Annotated in this window: 19 protein-coding genes and 1 other annotated feature; of the genes, 2 read left to right on the forward strand and 17 right to left on the reverse strand. The window is 27.8% G+C overall.

Annotated elements, in window-relative coordinates:
* Nucleotides 1-15 precede the first annotated feature (15 nt).
* The 6 genes from ACFIJ5_RS17005 to ACFIJ5_RS17030 form a co-directional block, all read right to left on the reverse strand.
* Nucleotides 16-1,380 (reverse strand): MATE family efflux transporter, encoded by a 1,365-nt coding sequence (locus tag ACFIJ5_RS17005; RefSeq protein ID WP_379809175.1) that lies wholly within the window; start codon nt 1,378-1,380, stop codon nt 16-18.
* 97 nt (nt 1,381-1,477) lie between these two features.
* Nucleotides 1,478-2,554: a M24 family metallopeptidase gene (locus tag ACFIJ5_RS17010; protein WP_379809177.1), complete on the reverse strand. Its 1,077-nt coding sequence runs from the start codon at nt 2,552-2,554 to the stop codon at nt 1,478-1,480.
* Nucleotides 2,555-2,572: 18 nt separating this feature from the next.
* Complete coding sequence (gene proC, locus ACFIJ5_RS17015; RefSeq protein WP_379809179.1) at nt 2,573-3,379, reverse strand: pyrroline-5-carboxylate reductase; 807 nt, start codon at nt 3,377-3,379, stop codon at nt 2,573-2,575.
* 50 nt (nt 3,380-3,429) lie between these two features.
* Nucleotides 3,430-5,790 (reverse strand): trans-4-hydroxy-L-proline dehydratase, encoded by a 2,361-nt coding sequence (gene hypD, locus ACFIJ5_RS17020; RefSeq protein WP_379809181.1) that lies wholly within the window; start codon nt 5,788-5,790, stop codon nt 3,430-3,432.
* 6 nt (nt 5,791-5,796) lie between these two features.
* Nucleotides 5,797-6,699, reverse strand: a complete 903-nt coding sequence (locus ACFIJ5_RS17025) for a trans-4-hydroxy-L-proline dehydratase activase (RefSeq protein WP_379809638.1) — start codon at nt 6,697-6,699, stop codon at nt 5,797-5,799.
* A gap of 9 nt (nt 6,700-6,708) precedes the next feature.
* Entirely contained in the window at nt 6,709-7,275 is a 567-nt protein-coding gene (locus ACFIJ5_RS17030; protein ID WP_379809183.1) for a helix-turn-helix domain-containing protein, read from the reverse strand.
* Nucleotides 7,276-7,917: 642 nt separating this feature from the next.
* Here ACFIJ5_RS17030 and ACFIJ5_RS17035 point away from each other — a divergent pair.
* Nucleotides 7,918-9,330, forward strand: coding sequence for an alanine/glycine:cation symporter family protein (locus ACFIJ5_RS17035; protein WP_379809185.1), 1,413 nt, complete (start codon nt 7,918-7,920; stop codon nt 9,328-9,330).
* 129 nt (nt 9,331-9,459) lie between these two features.
* Here ACFIJ5_RS17035 and ACFIJ5_RS17040 read toward each other — a convergent pair whose 3' ends face one another.
* The 3 genes from ACFIJ5_RS17040 to ACFIJ5_RS17050 all read right to left on the reverse strand — a co-directional run bounded on the left by ACFIJ5_RS17040 (nt 9,460) and on the right by ACFIJ5_RS17050 (nt 13,215).
* Nucleotides 9,460-10,824 carry a DUF4179 domain-containing protein gene (locus tag ACFIJ5_RS17040; RefSeq protein ID WP_379809187.1) on the reverse strand — a complete coding sequence of 455 codons (1,365 nt, stop codon included), beginning with the start codon at nt 10,822-10,824 and terminating at the stop codon, nt 9,460-9,462.
* On the reverse strand, nt 10,825-11,367 hold the full coding sequence (locus tag ACFIJ5_RS17045; protein ID WP_379809189.1) for a sigma-70 family RNA polymerase sigma factor: 543 nt from the start codon (nt 11,365-11,367) through the stop codon (nt 10,825-10,827).
* A 153-nt stretch (nt 11,368-11,520) separates the two neighbouring features.
* Nucleotides 11,521-13,215 carry a M3 family oligoendopeptidase gene (locus ACFIJ5_RS17050; RefSeq protein WP_379809191.1) on the reverse strand — a complete coding sequence of 565 codons (1,695 nt, stop codon included), beginning with the start codon at nt 13,213-13,215 and terminating at the stop codon, nt 11,521-11,523.
* A 431-nt stretch (nt 13,216-13,646) separates the two neighbouring features.
* On the opposite strand from ACFIJ5_RS17050, the gene ACFIJ5_RS17055 reads away from it, so the two are divergent.
* Complete coding sequence (locus tag ACFIJ5_RS17055; RefSeq protein ID WP_379809193.1) at nt 13,647-14,063, forward strand: C-GCAxxG-C-C family (seleno)protein; 417 nt, start codon at nt 13,647-13,649, stop codon at nt 14,061-14,063.
* Nucleotides 14,064-14,092: 29 nt separating this feature from the next.
* On the opposite strand, the gene ACFIJ5_RS17060 is transcribed toward ACFIJ5_RS17055, so the two are convergent.
* The 8 genes from ACFIJ5_RS17060 to ACFIJ5_RS17095 all read right to left on the reverse strand — a co-directional run bounded on the left by ACFIJ5_RS17060 (nt 14,093) and on the right by ACFIJ5_RS17095 (nt 22,283).
* A complete protein-coding gene (locus ACFIJ5_RS17060) occupies nt 14,093-14,518 on the reverse strand; it encodes a putative ABC transporter permease (protein ID WP_379809195.1) in 426 nt (141 codons plus the stop codon).
* A gap of 48 nt (nt 14,519-14,566) precedes the next feature.
* Entirely contained in the window at nt 14,567-15,865 is a 1,299-nt protein-coding gene (gene brnQ / locus ACFIJ5_RS17065) for a branched-chain amino acid transport system II carrier protein (RefSeq protein WP_379809197.1), read from the reverse strand.
* 58 nt (nt 15,866-15,923) lie between these two features.
* Nucleotides 15,924-16,191: a binding site (T-box leader), on the reverse strand.
* An 84-nt stretch (nt 16,192-16,275) separates the two neighbouring features.
* Nucleotides 16,276-17,481: a [FeFe] hydrogenase H-cluster maturation GTPase HydF gene (gene hydF / locus ACFIJ5_RS17070; protein ID WP_379809199.1), complete on the reverse strand. Its 1,206-nt coding sequence runs from the start codon at nt 17,479-17,481 to the stop codon at nt 16,276-16,278.
* A gap of 25 nt (nt 17,482-17,506) precedes the next feature.
* On the reverse strand, nt 17,507-18,883 hold the full coding sequence (gene hydG, locus ACFIJ5_RS17075) for a [FeFe] hydrogenase H-cluster radical SAM maturase HydG (RefSeq protein WP_379809201.1): 1,377 nt from the start codon (nt 18,881-18,883) through the stop codon (nt 17,507-17,509).
* 2 nt (nt 18,884-18,885) lie between these two features.
* A complete protein-coding gene (gene hydE / locus ACFIJ5_RS17080) occupies nt 18,886-19,932 on the reverse strand; it encodes a [FeFe] hydrogenase H-cluster radical SAM maturase HydE (protein WP_379809203.1) in 1,047 nt (348 codons plus the stop codon).
* Complete coding sequence (locus tag ACFIJ5_RS17085; RefSeq protein WP_379809205.1) at nt 19,929-20,183, reverse strand: TM1266 family iron-only hydrogenase system putative regulator; 255 nt, start codon at nt 20,181-20,183, stop codon at nt 19,929-19,931. The genes hydE and ACFIJ5_RS17085 overlap by 4 nt, the downstream gene beginning before the upstream one ends.
* Before the next feature lie 364 nt (nt 20,184-20,547).
* Nucleotides 20,548-21,492, reverse strand: coding sequence for an ABC transporter substrate-binding protein (locus tag ACFIJ5_RS17090; RefSeq protein WP_379809208.1), 945 nt, complete (start codon nt 21,490-21,492; stop codon nt 20,548-20,550).
* A gap of 212 nt (nt 21,493-21,704) precedes the next feature.
* On the reverse strand, nt 21,705-22,283 hold the full coding sequence (locus tag ACFIJ5_RS17095; protein ID WP_379809210.1) for a flavodoxin family protein: 579 nt from the start codon (nt 22,281-22,283) through the stop codon (nt 21,705-21,707).
* Between the last annotated feature and the right edge of the window lie 20 nt (nt 22,284-22,303).

Genomic DNA, 22,303 nt, shown 5'->3' on the forward strand with positions numbered 1-22,303 from the left:
TCCTACGTTAAAATATTATATTCTTTCTACTATATTACATACCCATTTTTTAGAAATCAATCTTGGTGTTCCTAAAATAGCTTTTATTACTTCTTCTAGAGAAACTAACATTACAACTAAATAAATAGGTAATTTAAAGTAAAACGCTCCTATAAATGCAAGAGGTACCCCCACTAACCATATAGTTCCCGTTTCTAAAAACAATGTAAATTTTGTATCTCCACCACTTCGTAATATACCTATTATCATAACTGTATTATAAATTCTAATCCATACAAATAAGGACATTACCTTTAAAGTCCTTACTGCTTGTATAGACACATCATGAGATACACTAAATATATTTACAATAAAATTAGATATTAAAAATAGTATACTTCCTATTAATAAACCTAGTATCGGTCCAACTATACAAAACTTTTTTGCATAATGCTCTGCTTTTTTGAAATTTTTATTACCAAGATTATTACCGACCATTACCGCACAAGCATTTCCTATTCCAATAGCTACAACCATAAAAATTTCTTGAATAGTATTTGAAATTTGAAATGCAGCAAAAGCTTCCGTACCTATTCTTGCATATGCAATAGAACAAAATGTTATTCCTAAAGACCATAGACCTTCATCTACAATTATATGAATTGAAGTTCTAAAGTATTTATTAAAAATTTCACGTGATATATCTAACATTTCCTTTATTTTAGCTGCCAGTATATGATTTTTTGAATAAATTACATATACAATTAAAAAACACTCAAAAATTCTAGAGATTAACGTAGCAATAGCAGCACCTTCTATTCCCATAGGACTAAAACCTAGCTTACCAAATATAAATATATAATTCAAAAAAGTATTTAATATTATTGAAATTCCACTAATAATCATAGGCAATTTAGGTTGTCCTATATTTCTGTATCCATACCCATAAGCTATACTTATATTATTAACTAAATAACTAAAAGATACAATCCTTAAGTACTGACTTCCTAATATAATTACTTTTTTATCATTTTGAGAAAATATTTTCAATACTTTTTCCGGAATTAAAAATCCACAAAGGAAAAAAAATAAACTACACACTCCTCCTAAAATTAAAGCTATCCCTAATACTCGTCTTATATTTTTTATATCTTTCTTACCCCAAAATTGTGCTATAAAAATTCCTGCTCCACTATTCACACTAAATAAAAAAATCATAAATATAAAAAAAAGCTGATTAGCCAGTCCCACTGCTGCAATTTGAGTTTCTCCTAATTTTCCTATCATTACAGTATCAATCATATTTAAAGATGTAGTTATTAAATTTTGTATAGCAATAGGAACTGCAATAGTCAGCATTTTCTTGTAAAATTCTTTTTCTTTAATTAACCTTAATTGCATAAAAATATCTCCATAACTTATTTTTTCTTCAATTTTACTTTTTAAAATAGGAAAATATCATTTATAAAAATCTTATTTTTTATGTGTAAAAGTTAAGTTAAACCATTATTAAATCTTTAGGAGATTTTGTTAATCTTTCATAACCATCCTCAGTTACAACTATAGTATCTTCAATCCTAACTCCACCCCATCCAGGTATATAAATTCCAGGTTCCATTGTAATTACACAATTTTTTTCAAGTATCCTATCACAATATTTACCTAAAAAAGGTTGTTCGTGAAGTTCTCTTCCAACCCCATGACCTATTCCAGCATAATAATACTCTTCATATTGTTTTACTATTTCTCTTATTTTATCATCAGGTGTTTTTCCTATTATACCTGCCTTTATAGTTTTTAAAGCTTCCTCTTGGGCTTTTTTTACTAGATTATAAATTTCTATTTGTTTATCATCTAGCTTTCCTACACCTATGGTTCTTGTCATATCTGAAATATATCCATTATAAAGAGCTCCATAATCTAAAATTATAAAGTCTCCTTCTTCTATGATCTTGTTATCTGGTTTTCCATGAAGAAGAGAGGTCTTCTTACCAGATACTAAAATAGTGTCAAAGCCTACTTTAGAAGCTCCTTCTTTTCTCATATAATATTCTAACTCTAACCCTACTTCACTTTCTTTCATACCTGGCTTTATAAAATTCAATATCTTTTCAAAAGCTGAATCTGCTATTCTGCAAGCCTCTTTTATGTTATCAATTTCTTCTTCATCTTTTATATATCTTAAGCTTTCTATTAATCCAACAGTAGGTATTAAATCAATGTTTTTAATTTTTCGATTAAAATCTTCGTATAAAGCATAAGTCATTTTATCTTTTTCAAAACCTATTGATTTTATATTTAATTCTTTTGCTATCTTATTAACTGTATCTCCTAATGTTCCTATTGGTTTGCCCCATTTTATAACCTTATACTGTGGACACTGTTTTTCAGCTTGTTCTGTATATCTTCCATCTGTTATGAAATAGTTTCCTTTACAAGTTATAAATAAATAAGAATCAGAATCTGTAAATCCACTCATATATCTTACATTTGCTTCCCTCATTAAAAATAAACCATCTAATTCTTTCTTTTTCATTTCTATCAAAAGTTTATTTATCCTGTCTTTTATCTCCATTTGAATTATCTCCCTTTACTATTTACTCATTTCTCTAGATTTTTCTGCACATGCTTTCATAGCTTCTATAACTGCACTTCTAAATCCTCTTTCTTCAAGAACTCCTACAGCTTCAATTGTTGTTCCCGCTGGAGAACACACCATATCTTTTAATTCTGCTGGATGTTTTCCTGTCTCTAACACCATTTTTGCAGAACCTAAAACAGCTTGAGCTGCCATCTTATATGCTTTAGTTCTTGGTATTCCCTCAAGTACTGCAGCATCTGCCATTGCTTCTATAAACATAAATACATATGCTGGAGATGATCCACTTACAGCTGTAACTCCATCCATATATTTTTCATCTAAAACTTCAGCTTTTCCAAAGCTTTCAAAAATACTTACAGCTTCTTCTAATTCTTCTTTTGATACCCTTTCATTTGGACAAATTGCTGCCATACCTTCCCCTACAAGTGCTGGAGTGTTAGGCATAACCTTTATAACTTTTAGTTTTTTTCCAAATAATTCTTCTGTTTCTTCTATACCTTTTCCTGCTGCTATAGTTATTACTACTACATCTTCTTTAACAGAATCTTTAATTGTATCCACAACTATCTTATATATATTAGGCTTTACAGATAATATCAATATATCAGCCTTTTTTGCTACTTCTTTATTATCTGTAGTAATTTCTACACCAAATTCTTTTTTTACCTGTTCTAACCTTTTTTCATTTAAATCTCCAACAATAATATTTTGTGGTGAAACTAATTTGGATTTTACAAGTCCTCGCATCATAGCTCCTCCCATATTTCCACAACCAATAAAACCAACAACTTTACTCATAATAATTCCCCTTTCAAATATATATTTTATAATTTTTACATTCTTTTAAATTAGTTAAAGCTCTGTTCTGTTCTACTAATTATTTCATCTTGTAATTCCTTGTTCAAATTATTGAAATAATCACTATATCCAGCTACACGTACAATAAGATCTTTATAGTTTTCTGGATGTTTTTGAGCATCTAATAAGATACTCTTATCAACTACATTAAACTGAATATGATGACCATCAAGCTTAAAGTATGATCTTACTAAACTTGCTAAATTATTTATACCTTCTTCTCCTTCAAGAACTTTTGGAGTAAACTTCTGATTTAAAAGAGTTCCTCCTGTTTTCATGTGATCCATTTTTGATGCAGATTTAATAACTGCTGTAGGTCCATTTCTATCCGCTCCCTTTGATGGAGAAATTCCTTCTGAAAGAGGCTCTTTTGCTTTTCTTCCATCTGGTGAAGCACCCATTACTGAACCAAAATAGACATGACAAGTCGTTGGAAGCATATCTATTCTATAATGTCCACCTTTCATATTTTTTCTATCAGTAACTTCCTCATAATAAGCCTCAAAAATAGACTGCATAATTTCATCAACATACTCATCATCATTTCCATATTTAGGAGTTCTATTTGAAACTAAATTATTCACATATTCATATCCCTCAAAATTACTTTTTAATGCGTTTAACATCTCATTTATAGAAAGATTTTTCTTATCATATACTTGGTACTTTATAGAACATAAACTATCTGCTATAGTTCCTATACCTACCCCCTGAATGTAATTAGTATTATATCTAGCTCCTCCTGCGTTATAATCTTTTCCTTTTTTAATGCAATCACTTACAATAATAGATAAAAATGGTGATGGCATTTTTTCCATATACAATTTTTCAATTATATTATTACCCCTCATTTTTATTTCTACAAAATGATGAAGTTGCTTTTTAAATGCTTCAAATAATTCTTCATAACTTTTAAAATATATAGGATTTCCTGTTTCAACACCTATTAATTTATTAGTCTGAGAATCTCTACCGTTAAGTAATGTAATTTCTAATATTTTAGGCAAATTTATATATCCAGTAAGTATATATGCCTCTTTACCAAAGGCTCCTGTTTCTACACATCCACTAGTTCCTCCACATCTAGCATCCTCTATAGATTTACCTGCCCTTAACATTTCAGCAATCACTTCATCAGCATTAAATATTGATGGTTGGCCCCAACCTTTTCTTATAATTTCACAAGCTTTTTTTAAAAATTTATTAGGATTTTTCTTACTTAATTGAATATTTGAACTTGGCTGTAGAAGTCTCATTTCATCTATAACTTCTAATACTAAATAAGTTACATCATTAACCCCGTTCCTTCCATCTCTTGTAAGTCCACCACTGTTTATATTAGCAAAATCTGTATACGTACCGCTTTCTGCAAGTGTTATTCCTACCTTAGGTGGTGCAGGTTGATTATTAAATTTAATCCAAAAACACTCTAATAATTCTTTTGCCCTTTCTCTAATTAAAGTGCCTTCTTCTATTTCTTTTTTATAAAAAGGATATAAGTGCTGATCCAATCTACCAGGATTAAAAGAATCCCAAGTATTTAATTCTGATATAACTCCTATATGAACAAACCAATACATTTGAAGCGCTTCTTCAAATGTTCGTGGAGCATTTTCAGGAACCCAGTTACAAATTTTGGCTATGTGTAAAAGATCTTCTTTTCTTACGGAATCACTTTCTTTCTGTGCCATTTTTCTAGCAAGTTCACCATATCGCTTTCCAAGAGTTATAATAGCATCTGCACAAATATACATAGCATTCAGTTCTTCTTTTTTATCGAGAGCTTTTTCATCATTTAAAAAATCTAATTTATTTATAGCCTCATTAATATCTTTTTTAAAATCTTTAAAACCTTTTTTATAAATTTTATCATCTGCTACAGTATGTCCTGGAGCCCTCTGTTCCATGAATTCAGTAAATATTCCAGCATTATAGCATTCTTTCCATTCATCTGTCATCCTATTAAATATCTTATGTCTCATAGATCTTTCTTTCCAAAAAGGAATTATAACTTCTTCTTGGATTTTTTTTGCGTCTTCATTAACCTTAAAAGATATCTTATCACGTTCATTCATTATTTTAAAATCTTCTAGTGTATGACAACAAAGTTCTGGATAAGTTGGAGTGGCCGCTGGTTTTTCTCCTCTTTCTCCTACTATTAACTCACCATCATTTATACAAAGTTTTTTATTATCCATTATATTTTTAAAAGCCAAAGCTCTTAATATTGCTGTTGACACCTTTCCTAAATACTTTTTATAAATTTCATCTACAAGTTTTGCTCTTTCCATTGAAATGTATGGAGCAGCATTTAAACTCTGACATCTTAATTTTCTTACCCTTTCTTTCATATGATACTAACCCCCTATTTTAACATTCAATCCGCTTTTAACAAAATACTCTGATATTTCTGACATGATTTCATCTGATGGTTCTTCCTTATCTATCAATTTATAAGACTTTTTAAGTCTTTCGTATTTATCCATACCATATTTATGGTATGGTAATAAATTTACTTTTTTAATTCTTAGCTGTCCTAAAAATTCTGCACTTCTTTTTAAATTATCCTCATCATCATTTATTCCTGGTATAATTGGAATTCTAACATATATATTGTTATGAATAATTGAAAGTTTTTTTAAATTATTTAATATAATTTCATTATCTACTCCTGTATATTTTTTATGTTTTTTACTATCCATTGTTTTTAAATCATAGAGAAACAAATCAGCCTTTGAAGCTATTTCTTTTAACTTATCCCAAGAAGTAAAGCCTGTAGTATCTACTGCAGTATGAATTCCTTTTGTTTTACAAATATCAATTAGCTCATTTAAAAATTCATACTGAAACATTGGTTCTCCTCCTGAAAATGTAACTCCTCCTCCTGATTCTTCATAAAAAATAATATCTTTTTCTACTTCTTTTATTACCTCTCTTACTGAAACTTCTTTTCCCACTATTTCCCTTGCATTATTACTGCAAAAATCTACACATTTTCCACAGGCTATACATTTTTCTCTATCATTTATCAACAATCCATCTTTAAGTTCTATCGCTGCCTGTGAACATTTTTTTACGCACATACCACACACTGTACATTTATCTTTCCAATACATAAGTTCTTTACTTTTATTTTGACTTTCTGGATTATGACACCACCAACAGTTCAATGGACATCCCTTAAAAAATACAGTAGTCCTTATGCCAGGTCCATCGTGTATGGAATATTTTTGAATATTTATAATAGTCCCCCTCATAATTTCTCACTCCTACTCTTTATTCTTAAATGGATTTGGAGTATTAACAGATAATAATTTTACTATTTTATTAGTATAATTTGCCCAATTATGAGCAATATTTGATTCAATATGAGCACTATCCCCTGGATATAATTCATATTTTTGATTATCTAAGAATAAAGTCAATATTCCCTCCAATACATATACAAATTCTTCACCTTCATGCTGATAATTATTAATCTCTTCATCACTGCTGCTAGGAAGTATTTGAACAAGTCTTGGAAGTATAGTTTTATTTTCAATATCATTTGTTAAGTGATAGTTTATAAACTTAGAATTCGTAACTTGAAAAATCTCTTGTTCATAACTTCTAAGTATACTTTCATTACTGCTCTTTGGTATAGAAAAAAAGTATGTTAACTCTACCGAAAGAGCATCTGCTATTTTTTCTAAAGAATCAACAGCTACATTAGTAAGACCTCTTTCTAATTGTGATAAAAATCCTATAGACAGATTTACCTTTTCACTTAATTCTTTTAATGTTAAATTTTTACTCATTCTTAGTTCTTTTATTTTTCTTCCAATATCAACTGCCATTTATTCCACCTCTATAATTTTCAATTTTTTTACTTTATTTTACCTTTAAATCAAATACATTTTAATGATATATGATTTTCATTTCACATAACTTTATAAAGCATTAATAAATAAATTTTAAAAATTTATAACAATATTCAATTATTCAATAAAATTTCACATTAGTGAAATTTTATTGTTTTCTTATTTAAATTATACTATATATAATTAATTTAAACTATATCTAACATCAAATAAATTCACAATTAGAAAATAAATTTACATTTATGAAAATTTATTTTCATAAATAACATGCTTACCTCTTTTAAAAATTTTTTCAAAGTATTTTTTTAATAGTTTCAGGCATAATTTCATTAATATTCAGAAAATACAATTATTTGATATATTATATGTTATTTGATACAATTACATAAAATAATGTCTGATTTCAGGCATTATTTTATGTATATATTGTGAAAAATGATATTTATTGATTTACATACTTCATAGAAATGCTTTCATAACGCTCGTGCCCTATTCTATAATTATTCATTACATTGTACAACTCAATTTTAAAAAAAATATTACCTAATGAGGCTAATGACATATTAAATAAAAACATACTAACAAACAAATTGCACTATTTAAAAGGAGGACAATTTAATGCTAACTTTTTTACAAAAGATTATTTCTTCATGTAATAACATATTGTGGTCTTATGTGCTTATTATATTATTAATTGGTATAGGTCTTTATTTCTCATTCAAATCAAAGTTTGTTCAATTTAAAATGTTTAAGGAAATGTTTAGATTACTAGGAGAAGGTGCTTCAAAATCTGTAACTTCAAATGAAAAAAAAGGAGTTTCTTCATTTCAGGCTTTCTGTATAAGTACAGCTTCAAGAGTAGGAACTGGTAATTTAGCTGGCGTTGCCATAGCTATCGCCGTTGGAGGTCCTGGAGCAGTATTTTGGATGTGGTTAATTGCTATAATCGGTAGTGCCTCAAGTTTTGTTGAAAGTACTTTAGCTCAAATTTATAAAGTTAAAGATAAGCATGGATACAGAGGTGGTCCTGCTTACTATATGGAAAAAGCTTTAAATAAAAGATGGTTAGGAGTTCTTTTTTCAATATTGATAACTATATCTTTTGGACTTGTTTTTAATGCGGTACAAGCTAACACAATAACTTTTGCTTTTCAAGAAGCTTTTGGTGTAAATAGGCTAATAATTGGAATGGTCTTAACTGCCGCTGCTGGATTAATTATTTTTGGTGGGGTTAAAAGAATTGCAAAAATTGCTGAAATTATTGTTCCAATAATGGCTATAATATATATATTAATAGCTCTATTTGTTATTCTTAAAAATATAACATTAATTCCTTCAATATTTGCACTTATATTTAAAAATGCATTTGGATTACAACAAGCTGCTGGTGGATTTTTAGGTACTTTACTTATGGGAATTAAAAGAGGTCTTTTTTCAAATGAAGCAGGTATGGGAAGTGCTCCAAATGCGGCTGCAGCTGCAGATGTAACTCATCCTGTTAAACAAGGCTTAATTCAAACTTTAGGAGTATTTACAGATACTATAATTATTTGTAGTTGTACTGCATTCATTATATTAATTTCAGGAGTGTATACTCAAACAAAGTTAGAGGGAATTCAACTTACTCAAACTGCTTTAAGCTCTCAAGTTGGTTCTTGGGGTACTACATTTATAGCTGTATGCATTCTTTTATTTGCTTTTAGCTCTATTGTAGGAAATTATTATTATGGCGAAACAAATATGGAATTCATTAAAGGAAATAGATTATGCTTGTTGATATATAGATTCTGTGTACTAGGCATGGTTGTATTTGGTTCAATAGCAAAAATTCAAATAGTATGGGATATGGCTGATTTATTCATGGGATTAATGGCAATTATAAATCTAGTTGCTATCTTCCAACTTGCACATATTGCATTCGATGCTTTAGAAGATTATATTAAACAGAAAAAAGAAGGTAAAGATCCTGTTTTCTATAAGAATAATATTAAAGGATTAAAAAATGTTGAATGTTGGGAAGAAACTAACTAATAAAAACATGAGTTTTATGCTAGATGCATAAAACTCATGTTTTATTTTTATTCTTTAAATTTCTTAACATTATTCTATATATTGGTAAACAATAACACTATATATAATTAATTCTATTTAATGTTAACTCTATTTAATATAAATTTCCTTACCTATACTTTGTCCGTCTACAATCAATCCGCTTCTAAAAAAAACTAATTCTAGTTCTTTATTGTCATTTATATCATCAAATTCAACAACATATCCATTTTTAGTATTTATATCTTTATATACATATCCCCAATATAGATTTGAAATAAAAGATTCACTATCTTTATCTTCTGCATAATCTGATAATACTAATTTACTTAAAAATTCTAAAGTATGCTTATCACTTTTAAAATAAAGCTTAACTTTATTATTTTTTCTTTCTATTTTATAAAATTCACCCTTAGTATCGTCTGTAAAAGTTAATGTTTTATAATAGCGAACTTTGTTTTGTATACTTACTTTCTTTTTCTCTAATAATTTATTAATTTTTTCCATTGATTTATTCCACTTATCATCTCCTTCATTAAAATCTCTGTTTATAGGTATTATACTAATTCTTTTTGCTTCCTTCATTTCTTTATAAGTAACCTTAGGAAAGAAGAAACATGCTTTTTTATACTTACTTCCATAAGAGTTAAAACTATATATGTTTTCATCTAATTTAAGCAGCACTGGTTGTTCTTTATCATTATTAGAATTATCCATAAAAATAAACGTTCCTAAAATAGATGAATTGATTTTCTCTATTTTTGTTCCATTGCCAATCACTTTATTTATTTTTTTACTAATAGTTTTTTCATAAGAACTAGAAAAATCTACTTTGAAATTAAACTTTACTGATGTATTATCATTATTATCTTCAAATGACTGAATATTTATTTTCATTTTCCCTCTTTTAGGAAATCCAGACATACTTTCTACTTCATATACAGCTAATAGGTTATTTTTATCTATTAAATTACAACCACTACCTCCCGAATCCCAAGTTGTTCCTTCATATTGCACACTTGGAAAGAAATTATTTTTATATCCCACATCAGGTTGTTTCTTAAATGGTTTATCACTATGAATTTTTACTGCTAATACAATTTTATTTGGAGTTCCAACTAATTTTTCTATTGTAAATGTATATCCATTACTCTTTTTGGACTTTCCTATATATTCAGTATAATCATTATACTCCTTGTAATATCCAAGTTTTTCATAAATAACATCAAAAATTGGAAAATCTTTTGCAAAAGCTGGTTTATATAAAATTATTCCTGAAAAAATTGCAAATCCTAAAATACCTGCTGCAGCTATAATTTTACCTTTAGCTTTCTTCTTATGTAAAATCTTTTTTCTAATATTCTTTTTTATTCTTTTCTTTTCAATTTCGTTTATTTCTACATCCACATAATTAAAATCTTCTTCTTTTACATCTACATAATCAATTACGTCTAATATTTTTTCTTCAATTTTCATCTACATCCCCTCCTTTTGAAGAATTACTTTAAGTTTTTTCCGTTGTCTTAATAATCTATTGCTTATAGCACTTTCACTCAAACCTAAAGCATTACCTATGTCCTTTACCGACTCCATTAAAAAAAATCGTTTTATACATATTTTCTTATTGGTTTCATCCATTTTACCTATTTCACTCATTATAAGATTTTTCATTTCTTTATTTTCCAAAACTGACTCCACTAAAGAACTTTCTGTATAAATATTGTCATCTAATAACATATTATCATTGTACTTTTTTTCTTTTCTCAATAAATCTATAGCTGTATACTTTGCTATAACTATAATCCAGCTTTTAAATTTCTCTTCACTTTTGTTAAACTTTACTGCAGAATTCCATACTTTCAGCAATACATCATTAACACATTCTTCACTTAATTCCCTATTATTAAGCACAGAATATGCAACTTTAAAAGCAAGATTAGAATATCTATCTACTAAAATATCTAGTGCTTTTTTATCCTTTTTCTTCAATTTTTCTATTAATTCTTTGTCACTAATCATCTATACACACTCCTACCTGTTATTGCAATAACTTCCGTCCCTTTCATTAATTAAATCGTATAAAAATTTATTATCTCTCGTTTATTTAATCATTTCATTAAAAAAACTGCAGCAAACTGCTGCAGTTTTTTAAATATATTTTATTATACTTACCTACATATTAGTATCATCAACATTGTCTAACCATTTTTGAATTGGTCCCATAACTGATTCTATACATCCATCTTCAAATGGATTTTTTAAATTAGCAAGTTCAACTAACCCTAAGAAAGATTTACTTCCTCCTGCTCTACATAATCTTAAATAGTCTGTCCAAGCTTCTTCCCTATTCTCATTAGCTTTTACCCAAAACTGTAAAGCACATACTTGAGCTAAAGTATAATCTATATAATAGAAAGGTACTTGGAATATGTGTCCTTGTCTAAACCAGAATCCTCCTCTATTTAATAAATCATTATCTTCATAATCTTTATTTGGTAAATACTTCTTCTCAATTTCTCTCCAAGCTTTCTTTCTCTCTTCTGGAGTAGCTTCAGGATTTTCATATACAAAATGTTGGAATTCATCTACTGTAACTCCATAAGGAATAAATGTTAATGCACTAGATAAATGTGTAAACTTATACTTTAATTCATCTTCTTTAAAGAATAATTTCATCCAAGGCCAAGTAAAAAATTCCATACTCATTGAATGTATTTCTGCAGCTTCATATGTTGGAAATGAATATTCAGGAACCTTAATTTCTTTACTTGAATAAGCTTGAAATGCATGTCCTGCTTCATGAGTAAGCACATCTACATCTCCTGAAGTTCCGTTAAAGTTTGAAAAGATAAATGGTGATTTATATTTACTTATATAAGTACAATAACCTCCTCCAGCTTTGCCTTTTTTGCTTACTAAATCCATAAGTTCATGTTCAACCATAAAAGTAAAGAACTCATTTGTTTCTTGAGATAATTCTTTATACATCTGTTTTCCATTGTTCAAAATCCATTCTGGATCTCCTTTAGGTACAGCATTACCTGTTAAGAATTTTAAAGGTTCATCGTAGTATTTAAGTTCTTTTAGACCTAATCTTTTTGCTTGTCTCTTTTTTAGTTCTTCAGCAACTGGTACTATATAATCTAGCACTTGCTTTCTATAGTTTGCTACCATTTCGGAATTATAATCTGATCTCATCATTCTTATATATGCAAGCTCTACAAAATTTTTATATCCTAACTTATGAGCAATTTTATCCCTTACCTTTACTAATTTATCATATATTTCATCGAATTTTTTTTCATTTTCTACAAAGAAATTTGTATGTGCTTCATAAGCTCTTTTTCTAACATCTCTATCTTTTGATTCCATAAATGGCTGCAACTGCGCTAAATTTCTTTCTTCTCCTTCAAACATAATTTTAGCAGAAGCTTTTAACTTATCATATTCTGTAACAAGTTTATTTTCTTTCTGTAAGTCTTCAATTATTTCTGGTTTAAAAGATTTTAATTGAAATTCTGCTAATGTAAATAATTGTTTACCCCATTTTTCTTCTAATTGTTTTTTAAACTTAGAATTAACTAAAGCACCATACCATTTAGATATAATTCCTTCGTAAACTGGCATATTCTCATCCATAAATTCTTTTTCTTTTTCATAATATTCATCTGTTGTATTAATAGAATTTCTTATACCTACTAATTCCATCATAGATTCTACTTCACTTCTAATTTCATTTATTTGTTCCATTACTGAATCTTGAATCTGAAGTGAATCTACATCATTAAATTTTTGTATTAAAGCATTAACCTTGTTTTCTACTTCTTTCATATCAGGTCTTTCGTATTTATAATCTTTAAATTTCATTATAAAATATCCCCCTTTTACTAATTAATTTTGTATTTACTAGTTTATTATATAAACCTTTATATTTATATATTTTATCATATTTTGCCATAATATTATATTATCTTATATCATTTTTTTTATTTTTCAGAAAATCTTAAGGTTAATTAACTTAACATTCCATTATAAATCGCAACTATTTATTTTGTAGACTTTATTGCAAATATACCTTGCGATATTTTACTACATTTACTAAAATATAATTAAGTTAATTTTCGCACAATAAAAAGACAATGCTATAAATCTTGCTTTATTAACACATAACTCAACTTTCGCAGTAAAAAAATACTGTCTATCAAAGGGAAATGAAATGTTTCAGCTCAAGATATTATTTCCCGTAGCGTCCATTTCTCTACCTATAAAAGTTTAATTATTTAGAAAGGAGAATACATATGTTAACTGAAATAATAAAAAAATATAGAGACAAAAGTAGATATGACTTAAGTTGTTCTGAAACAATGATATATGCCGCTAATGAAGCTTATAATTTAAACTTAGATAAAAAAACATTGAAAGCATTAGCTCCTTTTAGTGGTGGAATGTTTAAAGAAGATACTTGTGGAGCATTAACTGGTTCTTTGGCAGTTTTAGGTATTTTATTTACTAATGAAGTAGCTCATAAAAGTGATCATTTAAAAGAATTAGTACAAGAATTCCATAATAAATTTGAAGAAAAACTTAAATCTAGAAATTGTGCAGAACTAAAGCCTATGTATAGAAGCGAAACAAAAGGATGCAATGATATTATATATACTTCTGGTGAAATTCTAGATAAAATTGTTACTCGTGAACTAAGCAAAAAATACTAAGGGGACATCCCCTTAGTAAATATCATATATTAAATTTCATTATGGTATTTTATATTCATCATTTCTATTAAAATATCATGAAGCTTTTCAAATAACAATCCAGCAATAAACCAAAATGGTGCATAATCCAATCTAATTATTCCATTAATAGTATATGGAGTATCTTCATATATCCATGGACATGACCCCAATATACTGCATAATAATGTACCAGTAACAAATTCTGTTGTTAATATTAATAAGGCATACACACCTCCTCTAAAAATTGCTGGCCATTCTCTTATCTTATCATGTATAGGTTCAGCAAAGATCAACAAACCATATATAGGGAACATCCATATGTACGTCCAACCATGCAGTGTTATATCCCCTTTTAATAATGAACCTAAACCCGTCCAGAAGATTTCTACACACCATCCTGCTAATCCATAAATAATAAATCTTATAAATCTCATATATATATTTTCAACATTAATTTAAAAAAATATGTAAAGGAGATATTTTTATTTAAATTTATTATTTAAACATGACTTATTCTTTAAAATAACTGTAGTAATTATCCCCCCTATGATTGATGGAATTAGCCAACCAAAACCATAATTTACAAAAGGTATTTTATTTATTATATTTGTTAAAAAACTAATTTTTATATTCATCACTGTAATACCATCATATAAACTTACCAATAATGCTCCTAATACAGCTCCAACATATGCATTCTTAGGTATATAATTATTAAATGCATTCATTAAGATTAATACAATTGCTATTGGATAAACTGTAACCAACATTGGAACTGCAACACTAACTATTTTTTCAACTCCTGTAATTGCAAATATCCCACTAAATATTACAGTTATAATTACTATTAATTGATAGCTGATTTTATCATTAGTTAATTTGTTGAAAAAACATCCTACTGTTGCTGTAAGCCCTATTGACGTAGTAAGACATGCAAGAGAAACTACTATACCTAAAGCAATTTTACCTGCGTTCCCAAATAAATTATGTGTAATTCCTATTAATAAATCTGTCTTTTGTATATCTTGTGCAAATATAGTATTAGCTGATGCTCCAAGATACATTAACCCTCCATAAACAACAGCTAATCCTATTGCTGCTATTACACTTGATCTTATAGTTAATTTTATCTGTTCTTTTTCTTCAGTGTACCCCTTAATCATAATAGAATTCAATATTACTCCACCAAAAACTAAAGAAGCTAATGCATCCATTGTTTGATATCCTTCAGTAAACCCTTTAGAAAATGGATTTGTATTCATATGAACACTTGGATTTCCTATTGGTGAGATAATTCCTTTTATTATTATTATAAATATAATTATTAGTAATATTGGTGTTAGTATCTTTGCAACTTTATCAACGATTTCTGAAGGTTTAATTACAAAATAAAGTGTTAAACTAAAAAATATTATTGAAATAATTATAGGATTTACATTTGGGAATATAGGTTTTATTCCCATTTCAAAAGTTGTAGCTCCTGTTCTAGGTATTGCAAGAAGTGGTCCTATAGCTAAAATTACTATAGTAGAAAATATTTTACTAAAAGTAGGATTCACCTTATTGCCTACATCATCAATTGTTCCACCTGCTTTAGATACAGCAATCATTCCAATTAAAGGCATTCCAACTGCAGTTAAGAAAAAGCCTAAACCGCATACTATCCAATTTTCACCTGATAACATTCCTAAGGCTGGTGGAAAAATTAAATTTCCAGCTCCAAAAAACATAGCAAATAATGCCATTCCAACTATTATTGTATCTTTTTTTCTTTTGTTCACTTTTTTGACCTCCCTTAATTATTTATAAAAAAAATCTTTCACCCTATGAATTCTTATTCATAGGGACGAAAGATTATTATCGCGGTACCACCCTAATTTACAGTTATACTAACTGCCTCATTGTTCAGGTCAGAAATACACAATTGTTTTAATTACATTCGAACCCTAAGCCTTATATCGTAGGCAAACGTCCTCATCTACTGGTAATCGTTCAAATTGGAAGTTCTGGAGCTACTATATATATCAACCTTTAACACTAACTCTCACCATTTGTTAGCTCTCTGTAGTTAATATTATGATATTTTCCTCTCCTTCATCACTTTAAAATATTACATTATAAAAATTAATTATTTGTATTATATTAATATTCTTGTATATTGTCAAGAATATATTTTCCCTTAAAACTTAATCTACATGTGTTTTTGTATAGTTTCAAAAATCTCTACACTTCTATCTAGTATTCCTGTTAAGTAAGCTAATATCACACCATAATTAGTTATGCTTACTCCTTTTTCTCTACACATTTGTATCCTAGTTTGCATAGTTTTTCTGTTTAACATACATGAAGCACAGTGAATTATTAAATCATATTTCTCTATATCTTTTGGAAAATCATGTCCCATTTTAAACTCAAAATCTAATTTTTTTCCTATAAGCTTACTTAACATCCTAGGAATTTTAACTCTACCTATATCTTCATGAGAAACATTATGAGTACAACTCTCTGATATTAGTATCTTTGAATTTTCATCTAACTCTTTAATTTTAGAAATACCTTCTAAAAAGACATTCAAATCACCTTTATGTCTTGCAAATAATATAGAGAAACTTGTAAGTTTGATATGTGATGGTACTATTTTACTTACTTTTTTAAAAGCTTGAGAATCTGTAACCACTAAGTCTACATCTTTTATGTCATTTAATGCTTCTTTTAATTCTGTATCTCTTACAACATAGCTTTTTATACCATTATCTAAACAATCCCTAATTAACTGAACCTGTGGAAGAATTATTCTTCCTTTAGGTGCTTCAGAATCAATTGGCACAACCATTATTACTTTACTATTATATGGAAGTATGTCTCCTATTATTGGTGGATCATCATCTTCCTCTTTTATTCTTTCGATTAATACATCCTTTAATTCTAATATGCTATTCATATTATTAGCTGATACATATACTGCATCTTCAAACCCATTTTTAATCTTTTGTAACTCTTCTTCATTTACTGTGTCTATTTTATTAATAACAGTTATATAAGGAATATTAAATTTTTTAAAGCTTCTAACTGTTTGTTCATAAGCTTCTTTATCTATATCATTTATATCCATAACATATATTGCAAAATCAGTTCTTTCAAGTATTTTAAGAGTTCTTTCAACTCTCATTTCTCCAAGTGTTCCTTTATCATCAAGCCCAGCAGTATCAATAAAAACAACTGGTCCTAAAGGAATTAATTCCATTGATTTAGACACAGGATCTGTTGTTGTACCTTTCACATCAGATACAAGAGAAATATCTTGTCCTATAATAGAATTTATCAAAGATGATTTTCCTACATTTCTTTTTCCGTATAAAGCTATATGCTTTCTATTTGCATTAGGTGTATTATTCATGATTAACCTCCCAGCACTTTAATAACTAAAGGAAAACGTCCCTTTCTCCCTTTTTTAGTCTTTCTATATTATTAAGAACTAATTCTCTCACATCTTCTCTTTTGATTTTCTTAGCTTCCTCACGTATTAAATCTTCAGCTTTTTTATATAATTCTTCATCACCATAATCAAGAACAAATTCCATTAAAGTCATCATAGCATTAGGACCACATACATTTTGAATTTGTCCTGATTTTGCAAGTCTCATAAATCTATCGCCAGTTCTTCCTTTTCTATAACATGCTGTACAATAACTTGGTATATATTTATCATCAATTAGTTCATTTAATATTTCAATAGGACTTCTATGATCTGATAAATCAAATTGATCAACACTTCTACCATCTTCATGTTCCTTATAACCACCAACTCCAGTACATGAACCTGCACTAATTTGAGATACACCATATCTTAATGCTTCTTTTCTCATTTCTGCTGTTTCCCTTGTAGATAATATAATACCTGTAAATGGTACTGCTATTCTTATAATAGCCACTATCTTTTTAAATGTTTCATCATCTACTAAATGTGGAAACATGCTCAAATTCATACCTTCTGCTTTTTTAAGTCTTGGAACAGATATTGTATGAAATCCTACACCATGTTCTTTCTCTAAATGTTCATTGTGAATCATAAGTGATAATACTTCAAATTTAGGATCTGCAAGTCCAAACAATACTCCTCCACCAACATCATCTATTCCACCTTCCATAGCTCTATCAAAAGCGTAAAGATGATATTCATAATCTCCTTTTAAACATCTTGGGTGCATTTTTTCATAAGTTGGTTTATGGTATGTTTCTTGAAATAAAATATATGTTCCTATCTTAGCCGCTTTTAATTTTCTATAATTTTCTACAGTTGTTGCTGCAATATTTACATTTATTCTTCTAATAACACCATTTTCATTTTGTGTTGAATATATAGCATCTATTGCATCTAAAACATAATCTATATCACAATTTACTGGATCTTCTCCTGCTTCAAGCGCTAACCTTTTATGACCCATTTTTTCTAATATTTTTACTTCTTGTTGAATTTGTTTTCTATTTAATTTTGTTCTTTTAAACTCATTACATTTTTTATATCCACAGTAAAGACAGTTGTTTACACAATAGTTACTTATATATAGTGGTGCAAAAATAACTACTCTTTTTCCATAAATAGATTCTTTAATCTCACCTGCTATTTTATACATTTCCCTTAATTGCTCTTCATCTTCAATTTGTAACAAAATTGCTATATCTTCATGAGATAATCCTTTTTTCTTTTTGGCTTTTTCAAGTACCTCTTGTATATCTTTCTTAGTAGCTCTTTTAGCTTCCTCTAGCAAGTTTTCAATATACTCATGATTTATAAACATCACTATTTCCTCCTCCAGTTAATATTGTCTCCTCTTGATAAATCTACGGTAAAGCCTGCTTTATTTATTCTTCCTTCTATACATTTTCTGCATTCTGCTGCCTCATCTCCGGTACATATTTTACCATCATATAATGAATATTTTTTTCTCACTGATATTGGTGATAAATTAGGCATTACAACATTTGCCCCTGCCTTTAATCCCTTTTCTCTTCCAAGTGGATCTATAGTACCTAACGCCGTAGTTGCTGGTAATAATACGTCTGGTAAGAGTAATCTTATAATTGAAAGTAATGTAGTAGTTACTTCTACTGTTCCATTTTTTTCTTTTCTCAATGGAGTATCCTTGTGTGAAATAAATGGTCCGATTCCAACCATATGAGGACTAAGTTTCTTTAAAAACAACAAATCTTTTACATAATCTTCATTAGTTTGTCCTGGAAGTTGTACCATAAACCCAGAACCCACTTGATATCCAATGTCTTTTAAATTCCATAAACATTGAATTCTATTTTCAAAACTTGCATTAGGATGAAGTTTTTTATACAATTCTCTTGATGCTGTTTCATGTCTTAATAAATATCTATCTGCCCCAGCATCATAATATTTCTTATATGCTTCATAAGACTTTTCTCCTATCGAAAGAGTTACTGCGGAATTTGGATGCTTTTCTTTAATAGCACTTACAATTTCAACAATCTTATCATCAGTATAATAATCATCTTCTCCCCCTTGGAGAACAAAAGTCTTATATCCAAGCCTATCTCCCATATCACAAACATATAAAATTTCTTCAAGAGATAATCTATATCTATCTGCATTTTTATTTGAAGCCCTTATACCACAGTAAACACAATTTCTTTTACAATAGTTAGTAAATTCTATTAATCCTCTCATAAAAACTTTATTACTATAAGTATTAATACTTGTTTCGTGAGCTTTTTGCATAAGATATTCTTTAGATTCCTCAGTAATATTATTAAGCAATTCTAATAATTCTTGACCATTTAAATAATTTTCTTTAAATAATTTATCAATTAACTTTTTCATACACTTATTTCCTTCTTAGATATTGATGTTTTTACTAAAACATGAGGAATATTTCCAAGCTTACCTGTTAAACTATTTATGTCATTTAATTCTCCTATAACTGTAATGGAAATTACTGAAATTCCTTCTTCAAATGGTATTCCCATTCTTCCTCTTATTATTCCCTTGAAACTAGCTACAACTTCATTAAACTCTTTTTGACATTTTTCAGGCTCTTCTAAAATAGCACTTATAACTGCTATTTTTTTCATTTTAAATTCCTCCTTAAAAATAACATTTTTATAACCAACTATGTTAAATTTTTTACAATGCTACCAATAAAAAAACTTTCCTATAAAGGAAAGTTAGAAAACATATCAAATAAACTTTAGACATTATCCAAAGTAAATTTTACTTATATCTAATTCCCTTTCAGATCAGCTTTTCTTCTCTGTTAGGTTATTATTTTTTTATACAACAAATATCTAAAGATTATTCTCTAAATATTTGAACGTAGATTATCACTAAGATAACCACTGATAAGTTATATAGTGATATATTATCATAAAAAATCAAAGTATAAAAGTATTAAATATCATTTATAGTAGTCCAGATTTATTAACTTTAAAAGTTAATTTATTTCACAAATTTATCCTCTACTACATCAGAATATTTTAATGATTTTTTAATCAATTTTTTTTCAGAAAGCCACTCTATTACATCCTCAACCGTTTTCTTTGAAGGAATTTTAGCTTTAGTATACTTTGGTAATTTAATAGTATCTTTTATATTTTTAGGAAAACCAAGTTCTTTTATAAGTACATCTACATATTTTTCTGTAGGTTCTTTTTCTAAATAACTTACAGCTTTATTGTAAGCACGATAAAATGCTTTTATTTCTTCTTCATGTTTTTTAATATAATCTTCATTAAATATAACTACACCTATATTTAATCCTAGTTCTTCTGAACTACTCAAGAGCTTAGCACCTTGCTCTATTGAAAGTGTAGCAAGAGGATCTGGAAGAGTAGCTGCGTCTATTTTTTTATTTTTTAACATTTCTAATCTTACAGGTATTTGTGGTATTTCTATTTTTTTAACATCTTTTTCAGTCATATTATTTTCTTCTAATATTTTATCTGTATAATATTCTATTAAAGTATTTTTAGATATTCCTATGCTTTTATCTTTTAAATCCTTAACTGAATTTACGTTACCTACCATCTTAAAACTACCATTTGTTAATGATGTAGCTTTTATATTAAATCCACTATCATTGGATAAAGTAGCTGTTAACAAATCATATATAGCTCCATTCATATTATTAGTATGAAGAGCACTATCTCTATCTTTTGCACTTCTAAATAGTTTTACATCTACATCTATACCTTCTTGTTTAAAATATCCATTATTTTTTGCAATGATAACAGGAACTGAAGCATCACTTGGCATAACTGCTACTTTCATAGTTTTTGTACCACTTATTGTCTTTTTCTCTTCACTTACCTGTTTTTTTGCACAACCAGTTATTGAAAATATAGTAATAATAGCTATTAAAAATGACATGCAAATTTTTTTCATTTAATTTCCTCCTAATCAATTTAATTAAATATTAGTATTACCTAATATAAAATTATTAATGTTCTAACATATAGGATTGTATTAAATGAAATTAAGTTTTTCAACAAAAAGAACATTTATATTTTTTTGTTCATTTTGTTAATTTTATAACAATGATAAATATGCGCTTATATACTTCAAATTACACTACTTATACTTTATAATATTATTTTTTATAAATCATTAAAAAATTCATTTGCCACTTCATATGCTTTCTTTAATATATCTTCTCTATCACAAATTTTCTCTTTATCAGTATTAGATACAAAAAAATTATATTTATAATTTGCATTTATCGCTTTAAAAAATAAATCCATTACAGGAATACACGCATTAAATTGATCTTTTTTATAAGGTGAACCTCCAACACATAAAAACATACCAATTCTTTTTTTATTTCTATCAATAGAAGAATTCTTTAATTGATACTTACTTCCCCAATACATTTGACATCTATCAATCATAATTTTTGTTAAACTACTTACAGTATTAAAATAAAGAGGAGAAGCAACTATTATTCCATCGCTATTATTAAAAGAATCATACAGCTGTTTCATATCATCATTAATAGCACATTTTCCTGTTTTACCACAATAATTACATGCAGTACAAAGCGATATGTTTAAATCCTTTAAATATACTTTTTTAATTTCAACATCTTTATCTTTAAACACCTTTAATACATTATCTAATAATGTATCTGTATTTTTCATTTTTCTAGCACTTCCCATTATTGCTAACACATTCTTCATTAAGTATTCCCCCCATAATA

Origin of the sequence: Haloimpatiens myeolchijeotgali, from assembly GCF_042688525.2 — a bacterium.
Lineage (GTDB): Bacteria > Bacillota > Clostridia > Clostridiales > Clostridiaceae > Haloimpatiens.